Origin of the sequence: Pedobacter quisquiliarum (assembly GCF_014642175.1) — a bacterium.
GTDB classification, from domain to species: domain Bacteria; phylum Bacteroidota; class Bacteroidia; order Sphingobacteriales; family Sphingobacteriaceae; genus Pedobacter; species Pedobacter quisquiliarum.
In genome coordinates this window covers 141690-166808 of sequence record NZ_BMIL01000003.1, presented here as the reverse complement: position 1 = coordinate 166808, position 25119 = coordinate 141690, and the positions used below count along the sequence as shown (strand labels likewise).

The window sequence follows — 25119 nt, the reverse complement described above, 5'->3', positions numbered from 1 at the left end:
AATGGAGCTCCGTACTGAGGTTTTAATCATTGGCGGGGGCCTTGCTGGACTATGCAGCGCGATCCATTTATCAAGAGCAGGTAAGCAGGTGGTTCTAATTGAAAAGAACACCTATCCGCAGCATAAAGTGTGCGGTGAATACATATCAAATGAAGTACTGCCCTATCTGCAATATCTTGACGCAGATCCGGCAGTACTTTCTCCAAGTCAAATTTCCAGGGTTCAAATCAGTAACATTAGCGGGAAGTCCTTTGAGGCTGAACTGCCACTGGGTGGCTTCGGCATCAGCAGGTACCGTCTTGATGAATATCTCTACCACCAGGCAATTCAAGCAGGATGTGTTGTTATTCATGACAAGGTTCAATCCCTGCAGTATATCCATGATCATTTTGAAGTTCAAACTTTAGAAAAGACTTTTCTGGCAAAGGTGGTGCTTGGTGCATACGGCAAACGAGCGCCGCTGGACCAGGGATTGCAAAGACCATTTATAAAGGTTAAATCGCCATGGCTGGCGGTCAAGGCGCATTATAGGGGTTCGCACCCCACCAATTTAGTTGCCTTACACAATTTTCCTGGTGGCTACTGTGGCGTATCTAAGGTTGAAGACGACGTCATAAACCTATGCTATCTGGTCAACTACGAATCTTTCAAACCGTATAGAAACATTAGTGAGCACCGTGAACAAGTGCTTTGCAGCAACCCGCACTTGAAACACATTCTCGAAGATAGTGACATGCTGTTTGAAGAGCCAATGAGCATCAGCCAGGTGTCTTTCGCACGTAAGGAAAAGGTACATGATCATGTCCTGATGATTGGTGATACTGCAGGCTTAATTCATCCGCTGTGTGGAAATGGTATGAGTATGGCCATTCATGCTGCCGGTATATGTGCCAACTTGGTCATCAAGTACCTGGAAGGGCATATTGGTTCCAGAAAACTTCTTGAGCAATCGTATGTTGAGCAGTGGAACAAACATTTCAAAGTCCGCATGGAAACGGGAAAGCTATTATCAGGCATTTTGTTAAAACCGACGCGTGCGGAATTCGTTATGAATGTACTGGTTAAATTTCCGGGGTTATTTCAGCCCATTGCCAGACGCACACATGGCGGCCCCTTATTACTTTAGAAACATGGTAGATACGACGTATAGAAGCAATGCACCAGAGATTATGGACGATTTTACCATGGAGGGTGAGATCCTGCGAGATGCATTGGACAAGATTGCCAGCATTAACAAACTTCTGGGCGGCAATAAAGTAACGTTGGATGGTGTTCGCAGCTTGTTAAAGGGTGTGGATAAAACTCGAACCATCAGTATTCTTGACGTGGGCTGTGGAAATGGCGACATGCTAAGGGCACTCGCGCAGTATGGAACAGCACATGGACTTGCGTTCTCGCTGCATGGCATAGATGCCAATGCTTTTACCATTAAACATGCTGAGGCGCTTTCCGCCGGATATGGAAATATCAGCTATCACTGTAAGGACATCTTTAAGGACGAGCTACCCTTAGCAAAGTTCGACATCATTCTGTGTACCCTTACGCTCCATCATTTCAAGGATCAGGAAGTACTTAGTCTGCTAAGCTCGTTCCATGCCCAATCTACATTGGGGATTGTAATCAATGATTTACATCGAAGCAAGCTCGCCTATTATCTCTTCACTGCGCTCTGTTATGCTTTCGGCTTAAATTATATGTCTAGAGAAGATGGGCTGGTCTCGATTCTGCGAGGGTTTAAAAGGGAAGATCTCGAGCAATATACCAGACAATTAAAATTCAGGAATGTCACCATTAAATGGAGATGGGCATTCCGATACCAATGGGTTATAAATTCTTAATGAGTGCTTCTTTATGAGCGTAAAAATTAAAGCTGTCAGCAAAGCGATACCAGCATATTCACGAACTACGGCAGAAATCATTCCCTTTCTGGACATCTGGCTAGATGGTCAGGAGGAGCGTTTTGTGCGTAAAGTGAAAAAGATTTTTGAGAATGCTGCAGTTGACAAAAGGTACTCGATTATGGCACCGGAGCATGTTTTCACAAGGACTTCGTTTGAAGAAAAGAACCGCATTTACATGCGGGAGAGTGTGAAGCTTGGGGCATCGTGTTTAAAAGATGCGCTGAAGAAAGCAGACTGGGCGCCGGAGGATTTGGATTTCCTGATTACGGTGAGTTGCACTGGCATCATGATTCCATCATTAGACGCATACCTGATTAACCTTTTGGAATTACGGCAGGATGTTGTGCGCTTACCGGTGACGGAAATGGGCTGTGCAGCGGGCGTATCCGGAATCATCTATGCGAAGAACTTCCTTAAGGCTAACCCTGGCAAACGTGCTGCCGTGATTGCAGTGGAAGCACCATCCGCAACATTTCAGCTCGACGATTTTTCCATGACGAACATTGTTAGCGCAGCAATCTTTGGAGATGGAGCAGCCTGCGTGTTGCTCTCGTCACACGATGAAGATCAGGGGCCTGAAGTAATTGCTGAAGACATGTATCACTTCTTTGATGCGGAGACCATGATGGGCTTTGACCTAACGAATGGTGGTTTGAAAATGGTGCTTGATGTTGCCGTACCCGATACAATTGAAAGCCACTTCCCTTCGATCATTCATCCTTTCCTCGCAAAGCAGGGCGTAGAAATTGGGCAGATTGAGCATTTGATCTTCCATCCGGGTGGAAAGAAGATTGTACAGCTTGTAGAGGGATTATTTGGTACCATGGGGAAAAATATAGATGATACAAAAGAAATTTTACGGATGTTTGGCAATATGTCAAGTGCCACGGTACTGTATGTTTTAGAGCGCTTCATGGAACCTGGGCGCGCTAAAGCGGGTGATCTGGGGCTTATGTTGAGCTTTGGACCTGGCTTCTCTGCACAAAGAATACTACTTAAATGGTAAAGGAATTTGAAGACACTGGTTATTGGACGCTTGTCTTAGGTGGCAGCAGCGGTTTGGGCTTGGCTTCTGCATTGAAGCTGGCTCGGCACGGCATGAACATTTGTGTTGTACATCGGAGTACCCGGGCAGAGCTCCCGGAGATAGAAGACGCCTTTGCTCAGATTCGCGCCCTAGGTGTCTCATTTCTCAGTTTTAATATTGATGTAACAAGGCCAGAAAGTTGTGCTACCGTAATCGACGCCCTTAAACAACAATTGAATTCAACCGGACGCATCAGATGCTTACTTCATAGTATTGCCAAAGGAAACCTCAAGCCGATGGTTGACGCCGATGCAAACCTGATGTCTCAGGACTTCTCGTTAACGATTGAGAACATGGCGACCAGCCTGGCGGCCTGGACACAAGCATTACACCGCGCTGGTGTATTTGCTGATGATGCCCGAATTCTCTCCTTTACCAGCGAAGGATCTTCCAGAGCGTGGAAGCATTATGCTGCCGTTTCTGCTGCAAAAGCAGCACTGGAGGCTATTACCAGGAGTATTGCTGTCGAGTATGCGCCATATGGTATTCGGGCAAACTGCATTCAGGCCGGGATTACAGATACAAGCTCTTTCCGGAAGATTCCTGGAAGTGATACGCTTGAAGCATTTACCTTAACAAGAAACCCTAATCATAGAATGACAACTCCCCAGGATGTGGCTAACGTCGTGTACCTGCTTTGTAAAGATGAAGCAGCCTGGATCAATGGCGTTGTACTACCTGTAGACGGTGGAGAACAAATAAGTTAATTATGAATAAAGAAGAAATTTTAAACCTGCTACCCTATTCTGCACCTTTTCACTTTGTTGACACGCTTGACCATGTTGATGAAAACGGCGCAAAGGGAAGCTTTACATTTAGTCCTGAACTGGACTTTTACAAAGGACACTTCAAGGATCATCCGGTAACACCCGGGGTTATTCTGACAGAAACAATGGCGCAAATTGGTTTGGTTTGCCTTGGTTTATACCTCTTGGCTAGCTCGGCGGAGCCTGCGAATGGGCACGTGATGCTTACCTCAACAGCAATCGACTTCATGAAACCTGTTTTCCCGGGGGAGCAGGTTTTTGTAAGCTCCGAAAAGATCTACTTCAGATTTAAGAAGTTGCATTGTAATGTCCAGATGACCAACCAGGCTGGAGAGGTGGTGTGTAAAGGTACATTGTCGGGTATGGTGACAAAAAAGCTTAATGGCTAGCAGGGTCGTCATAACGGGCATGGGGGTTGTAGCGCCAAACGGCGTGGGTCTATCCGATTTTCGTACGGCTGTAAGGGCGGGGAAATCGGGGATTCGCTTTGATCCTCAGTTGGAAAAGCTACAGTTTTCCTGCCACATTGCGGGAAAGCCGCAGCTGGATGAGGATCTGATTGCCCGTTATTTCAGTGCACTGGAGCTCCGCAATTTCAATAGCAGTGGCATTTTGTATGGCGTTATTGCCGGGATGGATGCCTGGCTAGATGCTGGATTAACCCCAAATACCACTGAAGAGCCATATTGGGACTACGGGATGATCTTCGGGGCAGGCACCTCTGGTATTGATCGGTTCCGGGAAGCTATTTACAAAATTGATGAGCAACAGACCCGCCGGCTGGGAAGTACTGTTGTTGTGCAAACAATGAACAGTGGCGTAAGTGCCTATCTTTCCGGAAAGCTGGGTCTGGGCAATCAAGTATATAGCAATTCCTCTGCATGCTGCACGGGCACGGAAAGCTTGCTGATGTGTTATGAACGCGTTAAATCCGGACAGGCAAGCATTATGCTTTCTGGTGCTACCAGTGACAGTGGTCCATACATCTGGGGTGGCTTTGATGCCATGAAAGTGTGTACTTTCAAAAACAACGACACGCCGGAGCAAGGCTCCCGACCTATGAGTGCGTCCGCGAGTGGATTTGTTCCAGCAAGTGGTGCAGGTGCATTCGTGGTAGAGTCGCTGGAACATGCGCAGGCACGAGGCGCAAGGATTTATGCGGAGATACTTGGCGGGCACAGTAATTCCGGCGGACAACGTGGTGCCGGTTCTATGACGGCACCCAACCCCGCTGCTGTACAACGTTGTATCACTTCCGCATTAGACAATGCCCAGCTTGGCGCAGCCGATGTTGACGTCATCAATGGACACCTTACCGCCACGGCCATGGATGGACTGGAGATTAGAAACTGGAGCAAAGCCCTGGGTCGATCTGGTAAAAACTTTCCATACATCAATTCGTTAAAGGGAATGGTTGGCCACTGCCTCAGTGCAGCAGGAAGCATCGAATGCGTAGCTGCTGTACTGGAACTCAGCGAAGGTTTTATCTTTCCAAATATTAACTGCGAGGATCTGCACCCGGAAGTATTGGAATGTATTGATCTGGACTGCGTCCCTCAGGAATTGATAGAACGGGAATTCAAGACTTTGATAAAAGCCAGCTTCGGCTTTGGTGATGTAAACGCATGTATCGTTTTTAAGAAATATCATGATGGACAATGAAGAACTTATAAGCCGCTTAAAACCTATTGTGGCTGTATATGCACAGGACAAGGTAGCCTTGGAAAGTATGAATCCTGAAACAGATTTTATTAAGGATTTAAAGATAAATTCTGCGAATCTGGTAGATGTGATTCTGGACGTAGAGGAAGCTTTTGACATCGAAATAGACAATCAGTCTATGGAGAAAATGCTTACTGTTCAAGCTTCAATCGACATCATTAAGCACAAAATAGGCCTGAAATGATAGGCAATGACGTTGTAGATCTTCAGCAAGCATTGTTGGACAGCAATTGGATGCGCCGCGGCTTTATAAACAAATTGTTTACTGCTCCGGAACAGCAATACATTCGATTGGCCAATAGATCTGCAGATATGGTCTGGCTGCTCTGGAGCATGAAAGAAGCTGCCTATAAGATTTACAACAAACATTCGGGCGTTCGAACCTTTGCCCCATTAAAGCTTAGCTGTTCAATCACCGGGTTGAGTGCTGATGCTTGCCAGGGTCAGGTACGTGTTGAAGCAGAATGTTATGCCACGATGACTACGATTTACCCAGGTGACTACATCCACAGTATTGCGGCAGGCTCCGCTGCGGCGCTGCCCCAGGTGCGGGTACAGGTGTTACCTAATCTGCCGAAAATAGATTATAAAGCAATGCAACCTACTTGTGTGAGTCATCATGGGCGGTACCTTGCCCTTATATTTTAGGCAGGTTTTCTTCCATCAATAAGTTTATGATTCCATCTACCATTCCAACCCTAGGTACATAGATCTGTTTAATGCCTGTCCATTTCATTAGGGTGAGATATATTTCAGAAGCAGGGATAATTACGTCGGCACGGTCTGCATTTAACTTAAATACACTGATCCGTTCTTTCATTGAATAACTATTCAAATCGTTATACAGGTGTTTCAGCTTCGTAAAAGACAATGGGTGCCCATCTTTTTCGTCAGACATCCTAAAGAGCTTGTTGATGTTCCCACCTGTTCCGATCGCAGCGAGGTTCTTGTAGTTTTTGGTATGAACCTTCACCCATTCCTTCATTTCCTCCCAGGTTTCAGGTTTGTCCTGGTTATCCAGAATCCGGATGGTACCAATATTGAAAGATTTTGATGCGACCATTTTCCTATTGATGAAAACGGTAAGCTCGGTACTTCCACCACCTACATCGATGTACAGGTAGCCCCTGTTTTCATCCAGCGTTTCCTCGATGTGATTCGCAGCAATGATGCTCGCTTCGCGATGTCCTTCGATAATTTCCAGGTTAATGTTCGCTTTACGTTTGATAAGTTTTACAATTTCCTTTCCGTTTTGTGCTTCGCGCATTGCTGAAGTTGCACAAGCGATATAGTGGGTAACCTGGTACACGTCCATTAGATTCTTAAAGGCAGTCATGGTTTTCACCACATCATCGATCTTCCTTTCAGAGATTTCCTGGTTTAAAAAAGCGTCATCACCCAATCGCAATGGTACACGAATAAGGGTGTTTTTCTTAAATTCATAACGTTGGTTTCCAAGGGTAATGTCGGCAATAAGCAAACGCACCGCATTGGAGCCAATATCTATAGCAGCGTATCTCAACATGATTATTGATGCTTGTTTTTCAAGTAATTGTATGTTTGCACCTGTGCTCTAACCTTAATGGCAGAGCGGTTTTTATGGTACTTATTGTTATTTAGTTTCGTGATGTCACGCGCCTTTACATTATCCTGAAGCTGGAAGTCGATGATGTCACGAATTTCTTTCCTGACGTCTCTATCGAGCACCGGAAATCCAACTTCTACCCGGTGCTCAAAGTTACGGGTCATTAAGTCTGCCGAGGACAGATACATTTCCTCATTACCCTGGTTACCATAAATGAAAACTCTGGCATGCTCCAGAAATTTATCTACGATACTGATAACCGAGATGTTCTCGCTGTAGCCTTTTACACCCGGAATCAGGCAACATATACCACGAACAATCATCTTTATCTTCACCCCAGCGTTACTGGCTTCATAGAGTTTTTCTACAATGCCTTCGTCGGCAAGACTGTTGACCTTAAAAATCAGGTAAGCAGGTTTTCCGGTTTTAGCGATGCGTATTTCCCGATCTATGAGCTGGTAGAATTTGGATCTGCTTTCCAGGGGTGAAACGATCAGGTGTTTGAAGCCCTTGGCAATGGTTTTCTTGTTTAAAGCTGTAAATAGTTTAAGCAAGTCCTTCGTGATTTCCTTCTTGGAGGTGAATATGCTGTGGTCACAGTAAATTCTTGCCGTTTTCTCGTTGAAGTTCCCTGTGGCCAGGTTGGCGTAATACACAGGCCTCCCCTTTTCCATTCTTTTAATCAGGCATATCTTGGAGTGCACTTTATAGTCGGTAAGCCCGTAATTAACGTTCACGCCTTCTTCAAGCAACCTCCCGGACCAGAAAATATTTGCCTGTTCATCAAAACGTGCTTTCAACTCAACCAGGCAATGCACTTTCTTCCCGTTCTTAGCCGCATTTATCAGGGCATTAATCACCTTGGAGTTTTCCGCCAGGCGATATAGGGTGATGTGAATCTCCGTTACTTTAGGGTCTATTGCCGCCTCTCGAAGGAACAGAATAATGTAGTCATACGACTGATATGGGAGATTTATCAGATAATCCCGCTCCGCCAGCTTGTTGATGATGCTTTCGGTAGGATGAAGCCCCTTAACCTTCAAGGGCGTTGCTGAAGGATATTCTAAAGCACTTGGCCCTACATTAGGGAATTTTATAAAGTCGCCAAAACGATGATACCGGTTTCCAGGTATGAGACCTTCAGCATCCAATTTCATCTTTGACACCAGAATTGATAACATGTCGAAAGGCATTGCGGTATCATATAGCAAGCGGATCAACTTGCCCTTCTTTCGTTTATCCAGGCTCGCTTTTAGCTCATCAATAAATTTATCGCTAACGCGTTTATCAATGTCTAGTTCTGCGTCTCTCGTAACCTGGATGGTATAGGCTTCCAGCTCATTGTAGCTGAAGATGTAGAAGATATCATTCAGACAGTACTTTATAATGTCTTCAACCAGAATAATGAACTTCAGGTCGTTTGTTTCTGGAAGCACCAAGAACCTGGGCAGGATGCTGGGGATTTGAATCAGCGCAAACTTCTCTGTCACCTTTGGGCCGGTCTTGATCATGCGCACAAAGAAGTATAAAGACCGGTCCTTAAGTTCAGGAAATGGTTGATCAAGATCAATAATGATGGGCACCAGGTTAGAAAGGATTTTCTCCTGAAAGTGATTTCTTACAAAATTGCCTCTGGAAACGTTTAACTGGGAATCGTTGAGTATGAAGATCCTGTTTTTTGCTAATCCATTTATAAGGGTCTCCTGAAATAGTTCCTCAAATTTACGCTCTTGCTTAACAACAATGTTTTTGATCTCATTGAGTACCTTCTTTGGATTGAAGCCTAAAAGCGCTTTGGCTCGCTCATTAAGATTGGATAATCGCGACATGGTCGCTACCCGGACGCGATAGAACTCTTCAAGATTGGAAGAAAATATGGATAGGAATTTTATTCGTTCAATCAGTGGTACAGTTTCATCGGCTGCCTCTTGTAATACACGTTCATTAAAATATAACCAACTAATTTCCCTATTTAAAAAAGGAACTTTCCTTTTATTCATATCACGCTTTTAAATCACTCAAGTATACCCTAGATAACAAAACTCCCTATTCTAATGTTAAAACAATATTAACTTTATGTTAGGTGGCGTAGTCGTTAGTTGATATGCTTTTTGTCGTCTGCTGCAGGTTTAGCCTTCTTTGGAGCCGACCTGGTACTTTTCACCGGTTTGACAACTGGTTCAGGCGTATGCTCCTCTTTGGTTGATTCTACATCTTCAGGTTGCTCAATAAAAGGATCTACGTTCACCTTTACGCTGGTTACTGTTGCTTTCGGCTTAGCAGCCACTTTCTTCAACACGGATTCAGCCCTTTTCGGGGTACCGGCTGCTTTGCTTTTACGCTTAGCTGCCGTGTCTATGGTGGGTGTTGGTTCAGGACTTACCGACGGCAATGCTTCAGCACTGGCTTCATCAGGCTTACTAATGGAGGCCTTCTTTGCCTGCTTTTTTGCCCCTTTCACCTCTTCTTGCTTACCAGACTTCACACGCTTTGATATCTTCTTGGCAACAAACTTACTCACGAGAATAAGGTCTTCACCAATCTGCTCTGCATCATGCCCCAAGCTTTTTACGGCTTCAAACAACTTTGCTGCGAGGCTTTGTTCTAACGCTTTCTTTTCTGTCTTCTTGGCTACTTTCCTGGAATTATCTTGTTTTTTTGCTTTCATAATGATGAAGGAATGTTTGGGGATCTTGGGTTTGAGACTGTATTAAATTAAACTGGTGCATTTAATACTCAAGTTATTTTTCGTTGCTTTGTAATACAACAAAGAATTTTACTAAATCTAATATTATTTTCATTTAAAAGCTATAATCATGCCCAGTTTCGATATTGTAAGTAAAGTAGACGGCCAGACTTTTGATAACGCAATGAACAATGCGAAAAAGGAAATCTTGAATCGTTATGACTTCAGTGCTTCAAAGAGTACCATTGACCACGATAAAAAAACGAATGTGATTACCATCGTAACCGAAGATGATATGAAGCTTAAGGCCATTCAGGACACGATCATATCTAAAATGATCAAACAGAATCTTGATGCTGCAAGTCTTGACTTTGGTAAAGAACAATATGCATCAGGAAATATGATCCGTAAGGAGATCACCATTAAGGAAGGTTTAGACAAGGAAATTGCAAAGAAGATTGTTGCTAAAATTAAGAGCAGTGGTCTTAAAGTTCAAGGCTCTATTATGGATGATCAGGTTCGCGTGCAAGGCAAGAATATTGATGACCTGCAGGCCGTTATTGCGTTATGCAGGCAGGAAGATTTCGGTCAGCCCCTACAATTCATTAACATGCGAAACTAACCAGCAGATTAAAGGACATGGAGATCGCAGAAGACGGATTTATATTTTCAGATGATGTCAATAAACTTGACGCACTGGCGATTCATGATTACCTATCAAATGGGTCGTATTGGGCAGCCGGAATTCCACTGGACACCGTAAAACGCGCTATGGAACATTCCCTATGTTTCGGAATTCACAAAGACACCGTGCAAGTTGGCTTTGCACGGTGGATTACTGATCGGGCAACTTTCGGTTACCTCGCGGATGTCTACGTACTACCTGAATACCAAGGCAAAGGCCTTATGAGAAAGCTCATGTCGCTGATGTTATTTCACAAAGACCTTCAAGGTTTAAGGCGGTACATGTTATCCACCAGCGATGCACATGGCCTTTATGAAAAATTCGGCTTTAAAGCCATAGACAAACCTGAAAACTTCATGGCTGTCGTTAATCGTGACATTTACAATATTGATCCGAATAGCAGCGCGACCTAGGCCGTGCGTACATCCTCATCACTGTAATCTTTAATATCGGTTATGTAGCCATTGATGATCAGGAAGTCAAATAAGGGTTTTGCATCTGGCGTAACCGGCATATTCGCACTGGTGATTACTTTGCTGGTCTTCTTTTCAAGGAACGGGTAAGCAAAGAGCTTCACATTTTTGCTAAACATGTCACTCACATAACTCAATAACATACTCGTATAGTTCTCGCCGAAATTATTGGAGTTGAATACAAATTTCAGGTTATTGATGTTTGTTGAGATACCTACGCTCTTAGGCTTGCAACGGTCAAGATATTTCGCAAGTTTGTTGTGTCTGGCAAAGTTCGACACTATGACCATATTTCCAGTTTTGCACATCTCCTCAGCCCGCGCGGCAATGGCCTGCAGGTCGATCTCGGTGTTAGCAGCCTCTGGCGTTAACACATTGGATAACAGCACCTCAATTAACACACTCAGGTTTTCCTCACATACATTTTCGGTACGTTTAAACTGGTCCACAGCCTTATTTAACATGCTGAAGTTTGGTAGCGACTTTTGCGCATATTTGGTGCGCAGGATCATAATGTCTTTTTTATAAAGAAGATCTTTAGGAAGTACTGGACTTCCAGCGGCGTCAAAAATAGCGGCGCTTGAAAAATCCTTTACAATCAGGTAGAGATTCAGAAGCATATTATTGATGCCCTTGAAAGCAGGTCCCTTAACCGAAATCAGGTCGATTTCTACAGATCCTATAGTAAGGTTATCTGCAAGAGATTCGATCATGGTTTTAGGATCCTGATTGTAGAAGTAAGCTGCGTAAACCAGATTAACACCAATGATCCCAAGTACATTTTGCTGCAATGCAGCATCGGTGTCAAGCAAACGGACGTGGAAAAATATTTCGTTTGCCTCACCACCAGGTTGAGACTGGAATTGAATACCTACCCAGCCATGCGGATCATTCGACTTGTTATAATTTAAGGTGGTAACGGTATTGGCGAATGCGAAGAAGGTTCTTGAATCGTATTTTGCACCCAGCAAGCGCTGTTGCAACAATCCAAATTCATACTGCAGCATTTTTCTCAAGCGCGACTGGCTTACATACCTGCCTGAGGTTTCTGCGCCATAAATGGCGTCACTGAATGTCATGTCGTATGCCGACATGGTTTTAGCTACAGTTCCGGAAGCGGCACCTGCGGTAAAAAAATTTCTTGCAACTTCTTGTCCGGCTCCGATTTCTGCAAATGTTCCGTAAATATTAGGATTTAAATTAATCTTTAAGGCTTTGCGTTTAGTATCCAGAATCTCTCTCTCCATGGCACAAAATTAACAGAAACTAACGAATTAGTGACCATTATATTTTCTATATTGGGAAACTGATGGTAAACGTAGAGAATCTAAACGTACAGTTTCTGAATCAGGAAGATAGATCCCTGGTCAGCGCTGTTAAGAACGTAAATTTAAAAATCAGAAAGGGCAAAGTCCTCGGTATTGTTGGGGAATCGGGCTCTGGAAAGTCGGTAACCTCCTTTTCTATCATGCGACTGTTGGATGAATCTATAGCCAAAATCACTGGTAAGATTGCCTTTAATGGGGTTAACCTGCTGGATCTATCGTCCAATGAGATGAGTGAATACCGGGGCAACAAAATCTCCATGATTTTTCAGGAACCTATGACCTCGCTAAATCCGGTATTTACCTGCGGTAATCAGGTCCAAGAGGCTATTTTACTTCACCAGAAAACCACTAAGGAACAGGCTAAAGCGCGTACTATTGCCCTATTCCGCGAGGTGCAGCTCCCCAGACCGGAGCATATTTACGATAGCTACCCACATCAGCTATCAGGAGGTCAGAAACAAAGGGTCATGATCGCAATGGCCTTAAGCTGTAACCCAGATCTGCTGATTGCAGATGAACCGACCACCGCACTGGACGTGACCGTTCAAAAGATGATTTTGGAATTGCTGCTTCGAATTAAAGAAGAGCGGCAAATGGCAATGATTTTTATTTCCCACGACCTTGCGGTAATACATGACATTGCAGATGACGTGGCCGTCATGTACAAGGGCGACATTCTAGAACAAGGCACCGCGGCAATCATTTTTAGTAACCCACAACATCCATATACAAAAGGTCTGCTTGCATGCAGGCCAAATCCGGAAAAGGTTGCGAAGAAGTTGCCGATTGTTGCAGATTTCTTGAATACTGATAAGGCAACGGACCCATTTAAACTGGAGCAGTATTCTCATGCTGAGATCAGGTCCAGAAGAACACACTTATATAGCCAGAAGCCAATTCTAGAAGTCAAGAACTTAAATACATGGTTTCCGGTGAAGCATGGTATGTTTGGCAAAACCAAAGAATATGTCAAAGCTGTGCGTGACATTTCGTTCGATGTCTATCCGGGTGAAACTTTAGGACTTGTAGGGGAATCTGGATGTGGCAAAACGACGCTCGGCCGGAGCATCTTAAGGCTCGTCGAACCCACATCGGGACAGCTGCTGTTCGAAAATAGAGATTTGCGATCGCTTAATAAAGCGGCGCTGCGGAGCGCAAGAAGGGATATCCAGATCATATTTCAGGATCCCTACTCTGCTCTAAACCCCAAAGTGACAGTTGGTCAGGCCATATTAGAGCCGCTCGAGGTACATCAACTACATGGCAGCTACAATGCCCGGAAGCGTATTGTTCTAGAACTGCTAGAGCGGGTAGATCTAAAGCCTGAGCACTTTAACCGTTATCCACACGAATTTTCAGGCGGGCAGCGTCAGCGCATTGTTATTGCACGGGCGCTTGCATTGCAACCTAAATTCATCATTTGTGATGAATCTGTATCTGCCCTGGATGTGTCTGTGCAAGCGCAGGTACTAAATCTTTTGAAGGAGCTGCAGCAGGATTTCGGCCTTAGCTATATCTTTATCTCACACGATCTTGCTGTGGTAAAACACATTTCCGACAGAATGATTGTTATGAATAAAGGAAAGATTGAAGAAGCGGGATTTCCAGAAGAAATATACCATAACCCAAAAGCACTATACACCCGCAACCTTATCGCCGCTATACCCGGCACAAGGTCAAATTTGTAGTGTTTGGACATGTAAATCATAACAAAGTGTTACCTTCGGGTAATACACACACTACTATGGCAAAAAAGAAATCACACCAGTTAAAACAAGTTTTAACTCAACTGATTAGCGATGTTTTTACCAAAAACAAGAATGAAGCCCTGAACTACAAACAGGTTTCTGCTAAACTGAACTTAGTTGATATCGAATCGAAAGAAACAATCCTCGAAATATTAGAAGAACACGCCCTCAAAGGAATTTTTGAGGAACCTCAAAAGGGTAAATTCCGACTTAAGGAATTGAAGACATTTATCATCGGCAAGGTAGATATGACCGCCGATGGTGCAGCATTTATAATTCCTGACGACGATCTGGAAAAGGATGTTTTTGTCTCCGCCAGAAAGCTCCATACGGCGCTGCATGGTGACAAGGTGAAAGTTTACATCTACGCTAAAAAAAGCGGTCGTAAGAACGAAGGTGAAGTTGTTGAAATCATAGAACGCTACAAGACCGATTTCATCGGGGTCATCAAGATCTCAGAACGTTTTGCATTTGTCATGGTTGACGATCGTAAAATGCTCCACGACATCTTTGTGCCCCTTACCGATCTTAATGAGGCCAAAAACGGACAGAAGGTTCAGGTGGCCATTACAGACTGGCCGGAAGGTGCGAAGAACCCGATCGGTAAAATCACCAATATTCTTGGTGAACAAGGTGAGAACGATACCGAAATGAATTCAATCCTTGCGCAATTCGGATTTCCACTCAGCTTCCCGGAAGAGGTGGAGAATGAGGCAAATGCAATCCCCGAGACCGTAACTGAAGCGGAGATCAAAGGGCGCAAAGATTTCAGAGACACCGTTACATTTACAATCGACCCTGCGGATGCTAAAGATTTCGATGATGCGATATCATTTAAAAAGCTTGACAATGGCAACTTTGAGGTCGGAATACACATTGCCGACGTTTCTCACTATGTAACGCCAGGATCCGCATTAGATAAAGAGGCTTATTCCAGAGCAACATCGGTATACCTGGTTGATCGGGTGATCCCCATGCTTCCGGAACGCCTGAGCAACGGCGTTTGCTCGCTCCGTCCGAATGAAGACAAACTTTGTTTTGGAGCCGTGTTTGAATTGGACAATGAAGCCAACGTGGTAGCAGAGTGGTTTGGAAGAACCGTAATCCATTCAAACAGACGCTTTAGCTACGAAGAGGCACAGGAGGTTCTTGAAAACAAGGCTGGCGATTATGCCGAGGAGCTTTTGAAGCTGAATGAACTTGCCTACATCCTTCGCGATAGAAAGTTTAAAAATGGTGCAATAAGCTTTGAAAGTACCGAAGTTAAATTCCAGCTTGATGAGAAAGGCAAGCCTGTTGGCGTTTACGTTAAAGAACGAAAAGACGCCCATAAGCTTATTGAGGATTATATGTTGTTGGCCAACCGTAAAGTAGCAGAGTTTGCTGCGAAAAAAGGTAAAGGCAAACAGAAGTACACTTTTGTATACCGTTCTCACGACTCCCCTAATTTGGAGAATCTCGGCAACTTCGCTTTGTTCGCAGCCCGCTTTGGTTATAAGATCAACATGAAGTCGGATAAGGAAATTGCAAAGTCGCTAAATTATCTAATGGAAGATGTGGAAGGTAAAAAAGAACAAAATGTACTGACACAACTTGCAATACGCTCCATGGCCAAGGCGGTTTATACAACAAAGAAGACCAGTCACTACGGCTTAGCCTTTGATCATTACACGCACTTCACCTCGCCAATCAGACGATATCCTGATGTAATGGTGCACAGGCTTCTTGCGGCATACTTAAATAAGGAAAAATCCGCCAACGAAAATGAATACGAAGAAGCATCCTCTCATTCCTCTGCCATGGAGAAACGTGCGGCTGATGCAGAGCGTGCTTCAATCAAATACAAACAAGTTGAATATCTGGAGGAAAATGTTGGTAAACTATTCACAGGCATCATCTCTGGTGTTACGGAATGGGGCATGTACGTTGAACTTAATGAGAATAAGTGTGAGGGTATGATTCGCCTGAGGGACATAGCAGACGATTTCTATGTTCTTGATGAAAAGAACTACTGCATTATTGGTCAACGCAAGAAGAAGGTATATCAGCTAGGCGATGAAGTTAAAGTTAAGGTTAAGAAGGTAGACTTGTCCAAGCGACAAATTGATTTCTCCCTGGTACAAGATTAATATAAGATGCTAATAAATACTAAAGAACAAATGTATACAGTCTTCGAACTGCAACAACTCATTGAACAAGCAATTCCCAAAATTGAATATCCTAGCCACCCTAAGAATTTATATGCACCCTTAACGTACATCATGAATCTGGGTGGTAAACGTCTTCGACCTGCCCTGGTATTAATTACAACAGATATGTTTAAGGGTGACATCATGGAGGCTATGCCAGCAGCACTTGCCATTGAAACGTTCCACAATTTTACCCTTATACATGATGATATTATGGATAACGCCCCTTTAAGAAGAGGTAAGTTAACCGTACATGAAAAGTGGGGCACCAATAACGCAATACTCAGTGGCGATGTGATGATGGTTGAAGCAAATAAGCAGCTTGCTCAGGTAGATAGTAGTATTCTGAAAGATGTACTAAATACATTTAATGCCACTGCGCAGGGTGTTTGCGAAGGGCAACAGCTGGATATGGAGTTTGAGACCAGGGATAATGTGAGTATCACGGAATATATTGACATGATACGCCTTAAAACGGCAGTTTTGGTTGGTGGAGCCATGAAGCTCGGTGCAATTATCGCGAAAGCCAGCCCCGAGCATGCAACGCACATTTACGACTTTGGCGAGAACCTTGGTATTGCTTTTCAGCTTCAGGATGATATTCTTGACGTATACGGAGACCCGGAGAAATTCGGTAAACAAGTTGGTGGAGATATCAAGTCGAACAAGAAGACCTTTCTCCTGTTGTCATTGCAGCAAAGGCTCTCCAGTGAAGATCAACTGGTGCTTGAGGATCAGTTCACCAATGAGACTGCCTCTAAGGTGCAGAACGTTACCAACCTGTACAATCAGTATCAGATAAAGGAACTTGCCACTGCGGAAATGCAGCACTACCTGGCCAAAGCCTTTGATGCACTAGATCAAATTGATATTCCTGAGATTCAGAAAGCACAATTGGTTCAGCTGGCGAATGAACTTATGAACCGGGAACGCTAAATTCCCGGACATAAAAAAAGGTCATCGTAAATACGATGACCTTTTTTTATGTCTTGAATAGTAATTATTCAGCAGTCTCAGCTACTACGTTTGCAGCAACTTCGTTCTCAACGTCTAAAGGAAGAATAGAAACATAAGATTTGTTATCACGTTTCTTTTTGAATACAACCTCTCCGTCTACTAAAGCGAATAGCGTATGATCTTTACCAATACCTACTCCTTTATCAGGATGATGTTTTGTACCACGCTGACGTACTAAAACGTTACCAGCGATAGCTACTTGTCCACCAAATACCTTGATACCAAGGCGCTTGCTATGCGATTCACGTCCGTTTCTGGAACTACCGGCTCCTTTTTTATGTGCCATTTTACTTATATTTTAAAGATTAGAAACCTAACCTTTTAATTTAACAAATATTAATTACAAACTGATATTTTCAATCTGGATCTTGGTGAAGTACTGACGGTGGCCGTTTTTCTTCTTGTAACCTTTTCTACGTTTCTTTTTGAAAACGATAACCTTATCACCTTTTAAATGAGACACGATTTTAGCTGATACGATTGCGCCACTAAGTGCAGGAGCTCCTACAGAAATGTTACCACCATCTTCAACCAACAATACATTGTCAAATTCAATACTAGCGCCTTCATCTCCCTGCAAACGGTGTACAAAAAGATGCTGGTCTTTTGCAACTTTGAATTGCTGCCCTGCTATATTTACTATTGCGTACATTGTTTAATAATTATTATTTTAAATTGTTTTATTTATTGAGGTGCAAATATAGAACTATTTTCTCTAAATCCATAAGAGATTACTTTTTCTTTCCATATCTGTCATCCGCTGCGTTAATTGTTTGTTCAACAAGCGTTTTCATTTGTACCGCTAAATCACGCAGCTTAGGTGTTTCGCTATAGTCGCTTAAGTAAACCACTTTCTTCGTCACACGCTTGTACTTAAATTCAAGCTCATACCGCAATATCTTCGGACTGATGGTATCTGCAGCGTTGTTAGCGATAAGATCCGGGAAGTTCCAGAACCCGATCTCAGTTGCTTTTCTATGCAAATAGATGATGTCATCCTTACGGAGTTTGACATTCGTTTTAACCAATGAATCCTTGGCATTCAAATACTGGTACTCACCAGTTGCAGAATCGTAGGAATTGTCTAACGTTTTACCTACACCCCACTTGTAGTTTAAGGAAACGAACTCCGCCGATTTAAACGGCGCATTTTTAAGCATTGGCGTATAGTAGACTACGCAGTAGATTAAAAACGGGATGATTACTGTTACCAGAATAAAGATTTTTCTTGCCCTGTTACTCATAGAAATTTATAATTAGTTTAGTCATTAGCTTCCGTCAATTCACCCTCCCACTTACTTACCACAGCAGTAGCTAAGCTGTTACCAATTACGTTTGTAGCAGATCTTCCCATGTCCAATAGTGGATCTATACCAATCAATAAGGCGATGCCTGCCTCAGGAATATTGAACGTTGCAATTGTACCTGCAATAACCACAAGAGAGGCTCTAGGTACACCGGCAATCCCTTTACTTGTTAGCATCAGAATTAACAACATTGTAATCTGCTGCTCAAAGGATAGGTTGATACCGTATGATTGTGCAATGAACAAAGATGCAAATGTCATGTATAACATCGACCCATCCAAATTGAATGAGTAGCCCAATGGAAGCACAAAACTTACAATCTTATCCTTACAGCCGAACCGTTCAAGTTGTAACATGGTTTTTGGATACGCCGCTTCACTACTTGCTGTACTGAAAGCCAATAGAACAGGTTCCTTCATTCTACTCATCAGATTAAACACACGTTTTTTCAGGATGATATAGCCAATAAAGATCAGCAGCACCCACAGTAGCAGCATGCTGGAGTAGAATTCACCAACAAAAATCGCATACGTAGAGAGCACACCCAAGCCCTGTTTGGCAACAATTGCAGCCATAGCCCCGAACACTGCAAAAGGTGCAAAGTTCATCACGTAACCGGTAATTTTTAGAATAACATGCGCTACGGAATCAAAGAAGCTGATCACAATCTGGCCCTTCTCTCCTATTGCTGCTGTTGCTACACCGAAGAATAACGAGAAAACGACAATCTGAAGAATTTCATTCGTCGCCATAGACTCTACAAAGCTCTTTGGAACAATGTGGGAGATGAAATCCTTCATAGATAATGCAACCCCTTTTACACCAGTATCAATGTTGCTTGGAGGCAGTGGCAGGTTCATCGCCTCACCAGGCTTGAAAATGTTCACCATAATCATCCCCAGCAACAAAGAAAGGAAAGAGGCACTGATGAACCATAACATGGTTTTACCACCAATACGTCCAACGGCGCTGATATCGCCAACCTTGGCTACGCCAACAACAAGCGTGGTAAACACGAGTGGCCCCACAATCATCTTGATCAAGCGGAGGAAAATGTCACTAAGCAAGGTAAGTGGCTCAAGTGCTTTCTCACGCGTTTTTTCAGTCGCCTGACTGCTTGTTATTACTTGTTCCTTCTCAAGCTGTAAGTTTTTAAACTGGACGGAGCTGCTATCTTTAACTTTCAGTAACTGACCGTCAATTTCTTTAACCTTTAATTCTGCAGCATATATAGTTTCATTGTAAGCATTGAAAGACTTAACATTGAGGTAATAACCTAATGCTACCCCTAATATCAACGCCAAAAAAATGAAAAAAGTTAGTCTGTTCTGTTTCGACATCCAGTATAATTTAAGCTCGTAAAATTCCGTAAAACTACAATAATTATGTTATTCTTGAAATTTAGTTTACGGCCTACAAAAATGAATAAACTTGTAACAACAGCGTTGTCTGGCGGTCTAAAAACAAAATATTTAGCCTAAGTGGGACAAAAGGATCAGCTATTTAAACAGATTTTCGATACCAATTCGAAAAAGATATTCCATCTCTGCTATGGCTACACTGGGGATGCCGACGCGGCAAACGATTTGCTACAGGAGACCTTCCTTAAGGTCTGGCAAAATCTGGATAAATTCAAGAACAAATCCTTGATATCTACCTGGATATACAGAATAGCGGTCAACACCTGTCTTACCTATCTAAGATCCGAAAAGCGTCAGGCAAAAGATGAACTTACCGACAACATCATCGAGTCGAGAGCAGAGGAATACTCGGAAAAGAACGAGCAAATAGCACTTTTATATAAATCGATATCTAAGCTCGAGGAAAATGACCGACTCATTATCACCATGGTCTTGGATGAACTACCTTATGCCGAAATTGCAGAAATCTCTGGTATCTCAGAAGGCAATCTTCGGGTCAAAATACATCGTATAAAACAACGTCTCACCGAAATATACAATCAGCATGCAAGAATTTGATCATATACAATCCATTTGGGATACGCATAAGGTTGAAGTGAAAATTTCATCAGATGAGATGCTCAAACAGGCTAAAAAGGAAGTCAACGGTATAAGGTTGAAGTCGCTTCTGAACCTGGCGGGGATGGCTTTGTCTTTTATAGCCATCACATCGATATGGACTTTCTATGACGTGCAGTCCTGGACTACGCATGCCGGACTAACCATCATCATCACCTCTATCGGCGTTTATACCTTCCTTATGTATCAGGGGCATAAACTAATCGCCAACAACGATTTCACCATTCATCCAAAGGCCTTTTTGGAAAGTTTGAAGTTATACCAGATCAATAGATTCAGCCTATATAATAAGTTGTACTGGATCTACACCATCGCTTTAAGCATCGGACTTACCCTGTGTTTCTTTGAAATGCTCGAACGCTTAGAAGTATGGATTCAATACTCCCTGGTACTATTCAGCTTGGGATGGGTAATCTTTTGCTCTTCGTTGGTTCGTAAGGTCGCTATGAAACGAGAAAAGGAGCGCATAGCACTCCTGATTGAAAAGTTCGAACGTCTCAGCACCCAATTTAAAGACTAAGGCGTAGTTTCAACCTCGAGTTCGGATGTGGAGAACTGATTACCACGAAGGCTATAGCGCACGACTTTAATGGCGCCTGCTTTCTCGGTAGTATCTTGTGGGTTTACCACTGGGAAAGAACGGAACAACTCCCCTTCTTTGATGAAGTACTTATCGTCGCCACCATAAAGTTTCTTAAGTTTCGATGGAAGTCCAGGAAAATTGATCTTCTGGAAGTTACCCCTTGAGTATTCGAAAACATTCAGATCGGCTTTCTTGCCTTCACTTTTCAGCTCAACATATATCTCCGGATTTCCATCATTATCAAGATCCATATTCCAGGCATCACGAATGATTCCTTCACGTTCAACTGCAAAAGACTTATAATTATTTTTAAGGGAGTCGGACATTAAGATCAGGTAGCCGCCCAGACTGTCGACCCCTTTGCCCCAACTTACGACTTCAAAGCCGAAGCCCGGCGTTACAGCAAGCTCCTTATAGAAGGGAAAAGGAGCTGATGTTTGTTTTACAACCTTGGTGTCCGTGGATGGTTGCTTAACTTCAGCTTGCTCATTTGTACAAGAAAATAATGAAAATAACCCGTAGAATAATGCGGATTGAAGCAGTATTGATTTTGAATAATTCATTTGCTTAGATTGCTTTTAACCCAAGCAATCTAAGCAAAAAATAAATATATTAAATACTAACCTTCACTTCATCCTCTTTAGCAGCAAGATAGCGCTCTGCGTCTAAAGCAGCCATACAGCCTGAACCCGCAGCGGTAACCGCCTGACGGTAATAGTGATCCTGAACATCACCACATGCAAAAACACCTTCTACATTGGTTTTCGTTGTTCCAGGTATAGTTTTCAGATAACCGGTTTCATCCATCTCTAACCAGCCTTTGAAGATTTCAGTATTAGGCTTGTGGCCAATGGCAACAAAGAAGCCTTCAACCTCCAGGTCGGTTTCCTCACCGGTTTGATTGTTTATCGTGCGAAGACCTGTAACGTTCTTTCCGTTTCCAAGCACTTCTTTCGCTTCCGTATTGTAAATCACCTCTATGTTTGCGGTATTCAATACACGGTGAACCATCGCTTTTGAAGCTCTAAACTCATCACGACGAACCAACATGTAAACTTTTTTACAAAGCTTGGCCAAATAAGTTGCCTCTTCTGCGGCAGTATCGCCAGCGCCTACAATAGCAACATCCTGTCCCTTAAAAAAGAAGCCATCACATACCGCACAAGCAGACACACCAAATCCATTGTACTGCTGCTCGCTTGGAAGACCCAGCCATTTGGCAGTAGCACCGGTAGAAATAATCACCGTGTCGGCAGTAATGGTTTTTACTTCATCCACAACCACTTTGTGGGGAAGCGATGAAAAGTCTACCGAACTCACATATCCAAACCGGATATCCGTTCCGAAGCGTTCGGCTTGTTTGCGGAGGTCTTCCATCATTTCAGGACCTGTAACGCCATTTGGATAGCCTGGGAAGTTATCTACTTCTGTGGTTTGCGTAAGTTGTCCCCCCGCTTCCATTCCAGTATACAAAACTGGTTTGAGATCAGCACGCGAAGCATATATTGCAGCGGTGTACCCTGCCGGCCCTGATCCGATAATCAAGCATTGAACGTGTTCTATTTCTTGAGACATAGTATTTATTTTAAAACGCAAAATTACGCTTTCGCATCAGCATGTACAAGTATGCGGTTGCAGCCATGGTAATTTGATAAAGTGATTATATTACTTGTTTGCAGCCGCTCGTTCTGTTTCCAGCTGCTTCTTCGACTTCCTTGAGGTAGACACAATTTTGTCATTCTTAAACTGGTAAACAACACGGCCACCTTTGGTTACCCAGGTGCCTTCTTTTTTGTTATTTACAAAGTTACCCAAGATTTCAAGATTTCCTTTATAATCGAAATTCCGGTATTCACCTTCCATAAGGTTCCGTCTGTAGTGCATAACGTCCTTAATACTACCATTTTGATAATAGGTAATCCAGCGACCTTCACGTAAACCGTCCCTGAAGGTGCCCCGGAGGTTGATAAAGCGCTCTTTTCCGTTTGGTGGAATGACGTAGTTTCCCATAGGTGAAAGCACTTCAACCCAGTCATAATAAACAAAGTCACCATGAGGAACCTTGAATATATCGTCCTTGTAAGAGCCAGTCATCATCAAATACCCCTCTGCGTCAAACTTCTTAACCGTATAAACAGAGTCGCCCGTTACCCGGCCGATTAATGCATAAGAATAGGCTTCGGTGGAGTCTGTGACAATCTCGTCGTCTTCATTAAAGTACACTGTTTTCACTTGCGCCTGAACGGCCGCATAGCTCATCATTATAACCAGCAGTAAAAAAATCTTTTTCATGTAATGTTCAGTAAGCTACTAAGTTTGGATGATCCCTACATTAAAGGCCTTTTTAATAGGCGACTGATTAGCTGCTTCAATGCCCATTGAAATTACCTCTCTTGTTTCCAGCGGGTCAATAATGCCGTCTACCCACAGCCTCGAAGCCGCATAAAATGGCGTAGTCTGACTATTGTAGCGATCTGTGGTCTCCCGCAATAATTCAGCCTCTTTCTCTGGCGTAATTGTTTCGCCCTTGGCTTTTAACGAAGCGACTTGAATTTGTAATAATGTTTTTGCCGCCTGAGCGCCACCCATCACCGCAATCTTAGCACTTGGCCAGGCATAAATTAGCCTCGGGTCGTATGCTTTTCCGCACATGGCATAATTGCCAGCACCATATGAATTCCCAATAATGATGGTAAACTTAGGCACCACGGAGTTTGCAACTGCATTAACCATTTTTGCTCCATCCTTAATAATTCCAGCATGTTCCGACCTGCTACCAACCATAAAGCCAGTAACATCTTGTAAGAAGACCAGCGGAATCTTCTTTTGATTGCAGTTCATGATAAACCTTGCTGCTTTATCAGCACTGTCTGAGTAGATTACCCCTCCAAACTGCATTTCTCCTTTCTTAGATTTTACTACTTTACGTTGATTGGCAACGATGCCCACTGCCCAGCCATCAATCCGGCCAAGCCCGCATACAATGCTTTGTCCATACAACTGCTTGTATTCTTCAAACTCTGAGTCATCAACTAGACGATGGATAATATCCAGCATCTCGTAAGGCTTCTCCCTGTTTTCAGGAAGAATTCCATAAAGCTCTTTTGGATCAGCTTTCGGCATCGCAGGCTTAATGCGATCAAAGCCCGCATGCTCCGGTGCACCTAACATGCTCATGATCTTCTTGATACTATCTAAACAGGCCTGATCATTCGGGTGCTTGTAGTCGGTAACACCTGAGATCTCACAGTGCGTTGTGGCACCACCCAATGTTTCATTATCTATGTCCTCACCAATTGCCGATTTTACCAGGTAAGAACCTGCAAGGAAAACAGAACCCGTGCCTTCAACAATCATGGCTTCATCACTCATGATGGGCAGATAAGCACCCCCTGCTACACAAGAACCCATAATCGCTGAAATCTGAACAATGCCCTCAGCAGACATCATCGCATTGTTTCTGAACATGCGCCCGAAGTGTTCCTTATCAGGGAAAATTTCATCCTGCATAGGCAAATACACACCAGCACTGTCTACCAGGTAGATAACCGGAAGGCGATTTTCCATCGCAATTTCCTGTGCACGCAAGTTTTTCTTTGCGGTCATCGGGAACCAGGCACCAGCCTTTACAGTAGCATCATTCGCAACAATCATGCACTGTCGGCCAGAAACATACCCGATGCCACAGACCACGCCTGCAGATGGACAACCACCTTGGGCTTCGTACATGCCTTCAGCTGCAAAAGCACCAATTTCTAAAAAGTCACTATTGTCATCGATGAGGTAATCTATGCGTTCGCGAGCCAGCAGCTTGCCTTTCTCCTTCTGCTTGGCTGCACTTTTCTCCCCGCCGCCTTTGTATATTTGTTTCAACCTGCTTTTAACATGAAATGCAAGTTGCTTGTTGATATCTTCGTTCTTATTGAATTCTATGTTCATTTAGGCAAGGTATGGCTTAATTACATCAAACTATAGTCTGATTTGGGTTTTGGTATAGCCCTT

General features: G+C 43.4%; 27 protein-coding genes. 15 read left to right on the top strand and 12 right to left on the bottom strand.

Annotated elements, in window-relative coordinates; all coding sequences use genetic code 11:
* The first annotated feature begins 1 nt into the window (after position 1).
* The 8 genes from IEW69_RS05565 to IEW69_RS05530 are packed head-to-tail and all read left to right on the top strand — an operon-like array spanning position 2 to position 6125.
* Positions 2-1126 carry an NAD(P)/FAD-dependent oxidoreductase gene (locus tag IEW69_RS05565; RefSeq protein ID WP_188625843.1) on the top strand — a complete coding sequence of 375 codons (1125 nt, stop codon included), beginning with the start codon at positions 2-4 and terminating at the stop codon, positions 1124-1126.
* Between the two features lie 4 nt (positions 1127-1130).
* Complete coding sequence (locus IEW69_RS05560; protein WP_229663525.1) at positions 1131-1838, top strand: methyltransferase domain-containing protein; 708 nt, start codon at positions 1131-1133, stop codon at positions 1836-1838.
* Positions 1839-1851: 13 nt separating this feature from the next.
* Positions 1852-2907 (top strand): type III polyketide synthase, encoded by a 1056-nt coding sequence (locus IEW69_RS05555; protein WP_188625842.1) that lies wholly within the window; start codon positions 1852-1854, stop codon positions 2905-2907.
* Positions 2901-3695, top strand: coding sequence for an SDR family oxidoreductase (locus IEW69_RS05550; protein WP_188625841.1), 795 nt, complete (start codon positions 2901-2903; stop codon positions 3693-3695). Before IEW69_RS05555 ends, IEW69_RS05550 begins: the two co-directional genes overlap by 7 nt.
* A 2-nt stretch (positions 3696-3697) precedes the next feature.
* On the top strand, positions 3698-4144 hold the full coding sequence (locus IEW69_RS05545) for a 3-hydroxyacyl-ACP dehydratase FabZ family protein (protein WP_188625840.1): 447 nt from the start codon (positions 3698-3700) through the stop codon (positions 4142-4144).
* Entirely contained in the window at positions 4137-5417 is a 1281-nt protein-coding gene (locus IEW69_RS05540; RefSeq protein WP_188625839.1) for a beta-ketoacyl-[acyl-carrier-protein] synthase family protein, read from the top strand. The genes IEW69_RS05545 and IEW69_RS05540 overlap by 8 nt, the downstream gene beginning before the upstream one ends.
* Complete coding sequence (locus tag IEW69_RS05535) at positions 5404-5661, top strand: phosphopantetheine-binding protein (protein WP_229663524.1); 258 nt, start codon at positions 5404-5406, stop codon at positions 5659-5661. The genes IEW69_RS05540 and IEW69_RS05535 overlap by 14 nt, the downstream gene beginning before the upstream one ends.
* The gene (locus IEW69_RS05530) at positions 5658-6125 is read left to right on the top strand and encodes a 4'-phosphopantetheinyl transferase family protein (RefSeq protein ID WP_188625838.1); all 468 of its coding nucleotides are present in this window, start codon (positions 5658-5660) and stop codon (positions 6123-6125) included. The genes IEW69_RS05535 and IEW69_RS05530 overlap by 4 nt, the downstream gene beginning before the upstream one ends.
* Here the strand turns inward: IEW69_RS05530 and IEW69_RS05525 are convergent.
* The 3 genes from IEW69_RS05525 to IEW69_RS05515 form a co-directional block, all read right to left on the bottom strand.
* Positions 6115-7002 carry a Ppx/GppA phosphatase family protein gene (locus IEW69_RS05525; protein ID WP_188625837.1) on the bottom strand — a complete coding sequence of 296 codons (888 nt, stop codon included), beginning with the start codon at positions 7000-7002 and terminating at the stop codon, positions 6115-6117. The genes IEW69_RS05530 and IEW69_RS05525 overlap by 11 nt on opposite strands.
* A 2-nt stretch (positions 7003-7004) precedes the next feature.
* Positions 7005-9062, bottom strand: a complete 2058-nt coding sequence (ppk1, locus tag IEW69_RS05520; protein WP_188625836.1) for a polyphosphate kinase 1 — start codon at positions 9060-9062, stop codon at positions 7005-7007.
* 95 nt (positions 9063-9157) lie between these two features.
* Positions 9158-9730, bottom strand: a complete 573-nt coding sequence (locus tag IEW69_RS05515) for a hypothetical protein (protein ID WP_188625835.1) — start codon at positions 9728-9730, stop codon at positions 9158-9160.
* Between the two features lie 148 nt (positions 9731-9878).
* Here IEW69_RS05515 and IEW69_RS05510 point away from each other — a divergent pair, with 148 nt between their 5' ends.
* Positions 9879-10370 (top strand): YajQ family cyclic di-GMP-binding protein, encoded by a 492-nt coding sequence (locus IEW69_RS05510; protein WP_188625834.1) that lies wholly within the window; start codon positions 9879-9881, stop codon positions 10368-10370.
* A gap of 17 nt (positions 10371-10387) precedes the next feature.
* Positions 10388-10846, top strand: coding sequence for a GNAT family N-acetyltransferase (locus tag IEW69_RS05505; RefSeq protein WP_188625833.1), 459 nt, complete (start codon positions 10388-10390; stop codon positions 10844-10846).
* On the opposite strand, the gene IEW69_RS05500 is transcribed toward IEW69_RS05505, so the two are convergent.
* Positions 10843-12153, bottom strand: a complete 1311-nt coding sequence (locus tag IEW69_RS05500; protein WP_188625832.1) for a nicotinamide mononucleotide adenylyltransferase — start codon at positions 12151-12153, stop codon at positions 10843-10845. The genes IEW69_RS05505 and IEW69_RS05500 overlap by 4 nt on opposite strands.
* Before the next feature lie 62 nt (positions 12154-12215).
* On the opposite strand from IEW69_RS05500, the gene IEW69_RS05495 reads away from it, so the two are divergent.
* From IEW69_RS05495 to IEW69_RS05485, 3 genes are read left to right on the top strand one after another with little or no spacing between them, the layout of a single operon-like run.
* On the top strand, positions 12216-13922 hold the full coding sequence (locus IEW69_RS05495) for an ABC transporter ATP-binding protein (RefSeq protein WP_188625831.1): 1707 nt from the start codon (positions 12216-12218) through the stop codon (positions 13920-13922).
* A 56-nt stretch (positions 13923-13978) separates the two neighbouring features.
* Complete coding sequence (rnr, locus tag IEW69_RS05490; RefSeq protein WP_188625830.1) at positions 13979-16111, top strand: ribonuclease R; 2133 nt, start codon at positions 13979-13981, stop codon at positions 16109-16111.
* A 30-nt stretch (positions 16112-16141) separates the two neighbouring features.
* The gene (locus IEW69_RS05485) at positions 16142-17107 is read left to right on the top strand and encodes a polyprenyl synthetase family protein (protein ID WP_188625829.1); all 966 of its coding nucleotides are present in this window, start codon (positions 16142-16144) and stop codon (positions 17105-17107) included.
* 64 nt (positions 17108-17171) lie between these two features.
* Here IEW69_RS05485 and rpmA read toward each other — a convergent pair whose 3' ends face one another.
* The 4 genes from rpmA to IEW69_RS05465 form a co-directional block, all read right to left on the bottom strand.
* Complete coding sequence (gene rpmA, locus IEW69_RS05480; protein ID WP_188625828.1) at positions 17172-17474, bottom strand: 50S ribosomal protein L27; 303 nt, start codon at positions 17472-17474, stop codon at positions 17172-17174.
* Between the two features lie 54 nt (positions 17475-17528).
* Entirely contained in the window at positions 17529-17840 is a 312-nt protein-coding gene (gene rplU, locus IEW69_RS05475) for a 50S ribosomal protein L21 (RefSeq protein WP_188625827.1), read from the bottom strand.
* 79 nt (positions 17841-17919) lie between these two features.
* On the bottom strand, positions 17920-18432 hold the full coding sequence (locus IEW69_RS05470; protein ID WP_188625826.1) for a hypothetical protein: 513 nt from the start codon (positions 18430-18432) through the stop codon (positions 17920-17922).
* A gap of 17 nt (positions 18433-18449) precedes the next feature.
* Complete coding sequence (locus IEW69_RS05465) at positions 18450-19799, bottom strand: dicarboxylate/amino acid:cation symporter (RefSeq protein ID WP_229663523.1); 1350 nt, start codon at positions 19797-19799, stop codon at positions 18450-18452.
* Positions 19800-19976: 177 nt separating this feature from the next.
* Between IEW69_RS05465 and IEW69_RS05460 the strand changes: the two genes are divergently transcribed.
* Both IEW69_RS05460 and IEW69_RS05455 read left to right on the top strand, forming a co-directional pair.
* Positions 19977-20474, top strand: a complete 498-nt coding sequence (locus IEW69_RS05460; protein ID WP_188625824.1) for an RNA polymerase sigma factor — start codon at positions 19977-19979, stop codon at positions 20472-20474.
* Complete coding sequence (locus tag IEW69_RS05455) at positions 20461-21054, top strand: hypothetical protein (RefSeq protein WP_188625823.1); 594 nt, start codon at positions 20461-20463, stop codon at positions 21052-21054. Before IEW69_RS05460 ends, IEW69_RS05455 begins: the two co-directional genes overlap by 14 nt.
* Here the strand turns inward: IEW69_RS05455 and IEW69_RS05450 are convergent.
* The 4 genes from IEW69_RS05450 to IEW69_RS05435 all read right to left on the bottom strand — a co-directional run bounded on the left by IEW69_RS05450 (position 21051) and on the right by IEW69_RS05435 (position 25056).
* Entirely contained in the window at positions 21051-21680 is a 630-nt protein-coding gene (locus IEW69_RS05450) for a hypothetical protein (RefSeq protein WP_188625822.1), read from the bottom strand. The two genes, IEW69_RS05455 and IEW69_RS05450, sit on opposite strands and share 4 nt — an antisense overlap.
* A 49-nt stretch (positions 21681-21729) precedes the next feature.
* Entirely contained in the window at positions 21730-22692 is a 963-nt protein-coding gene (gene trxB, locus IEW69_RS05445; protein WP_188625821.1) for a thioredoxin-disulfide reductase, read from the bottom strand.
* Positions 22693-22782: 90 nt separating this feature from the next.
* On the bottom strand, positions 22783-23409 hold the full coding sequence (locus tag IEW69_RS05440; RefSeq protein ID WP_188625820.1) for a toxin-antitoxin system YwqK family antitoxin: 627 nt from the start codon (positions 23407-23409) through the stop codon (positions 22783-22785).
* An 18-nt stretch (positions 23410-23427) separates the two neighbouring features.
* The gene (locus IEW69_RS05435; RefSeq protein WP_188625819.1) at positions 23428-25056 is read right to left on the bottom strand and encodes an acyl-CoA carboxylase subunit beta; all 1629 of its coding nucleotides are present in this window, start codon (positions 25054-25056) and stop codon (positions 23428-23430) included.
* Positions 25057-25119 lie beyond the last annotated feature (63 nt).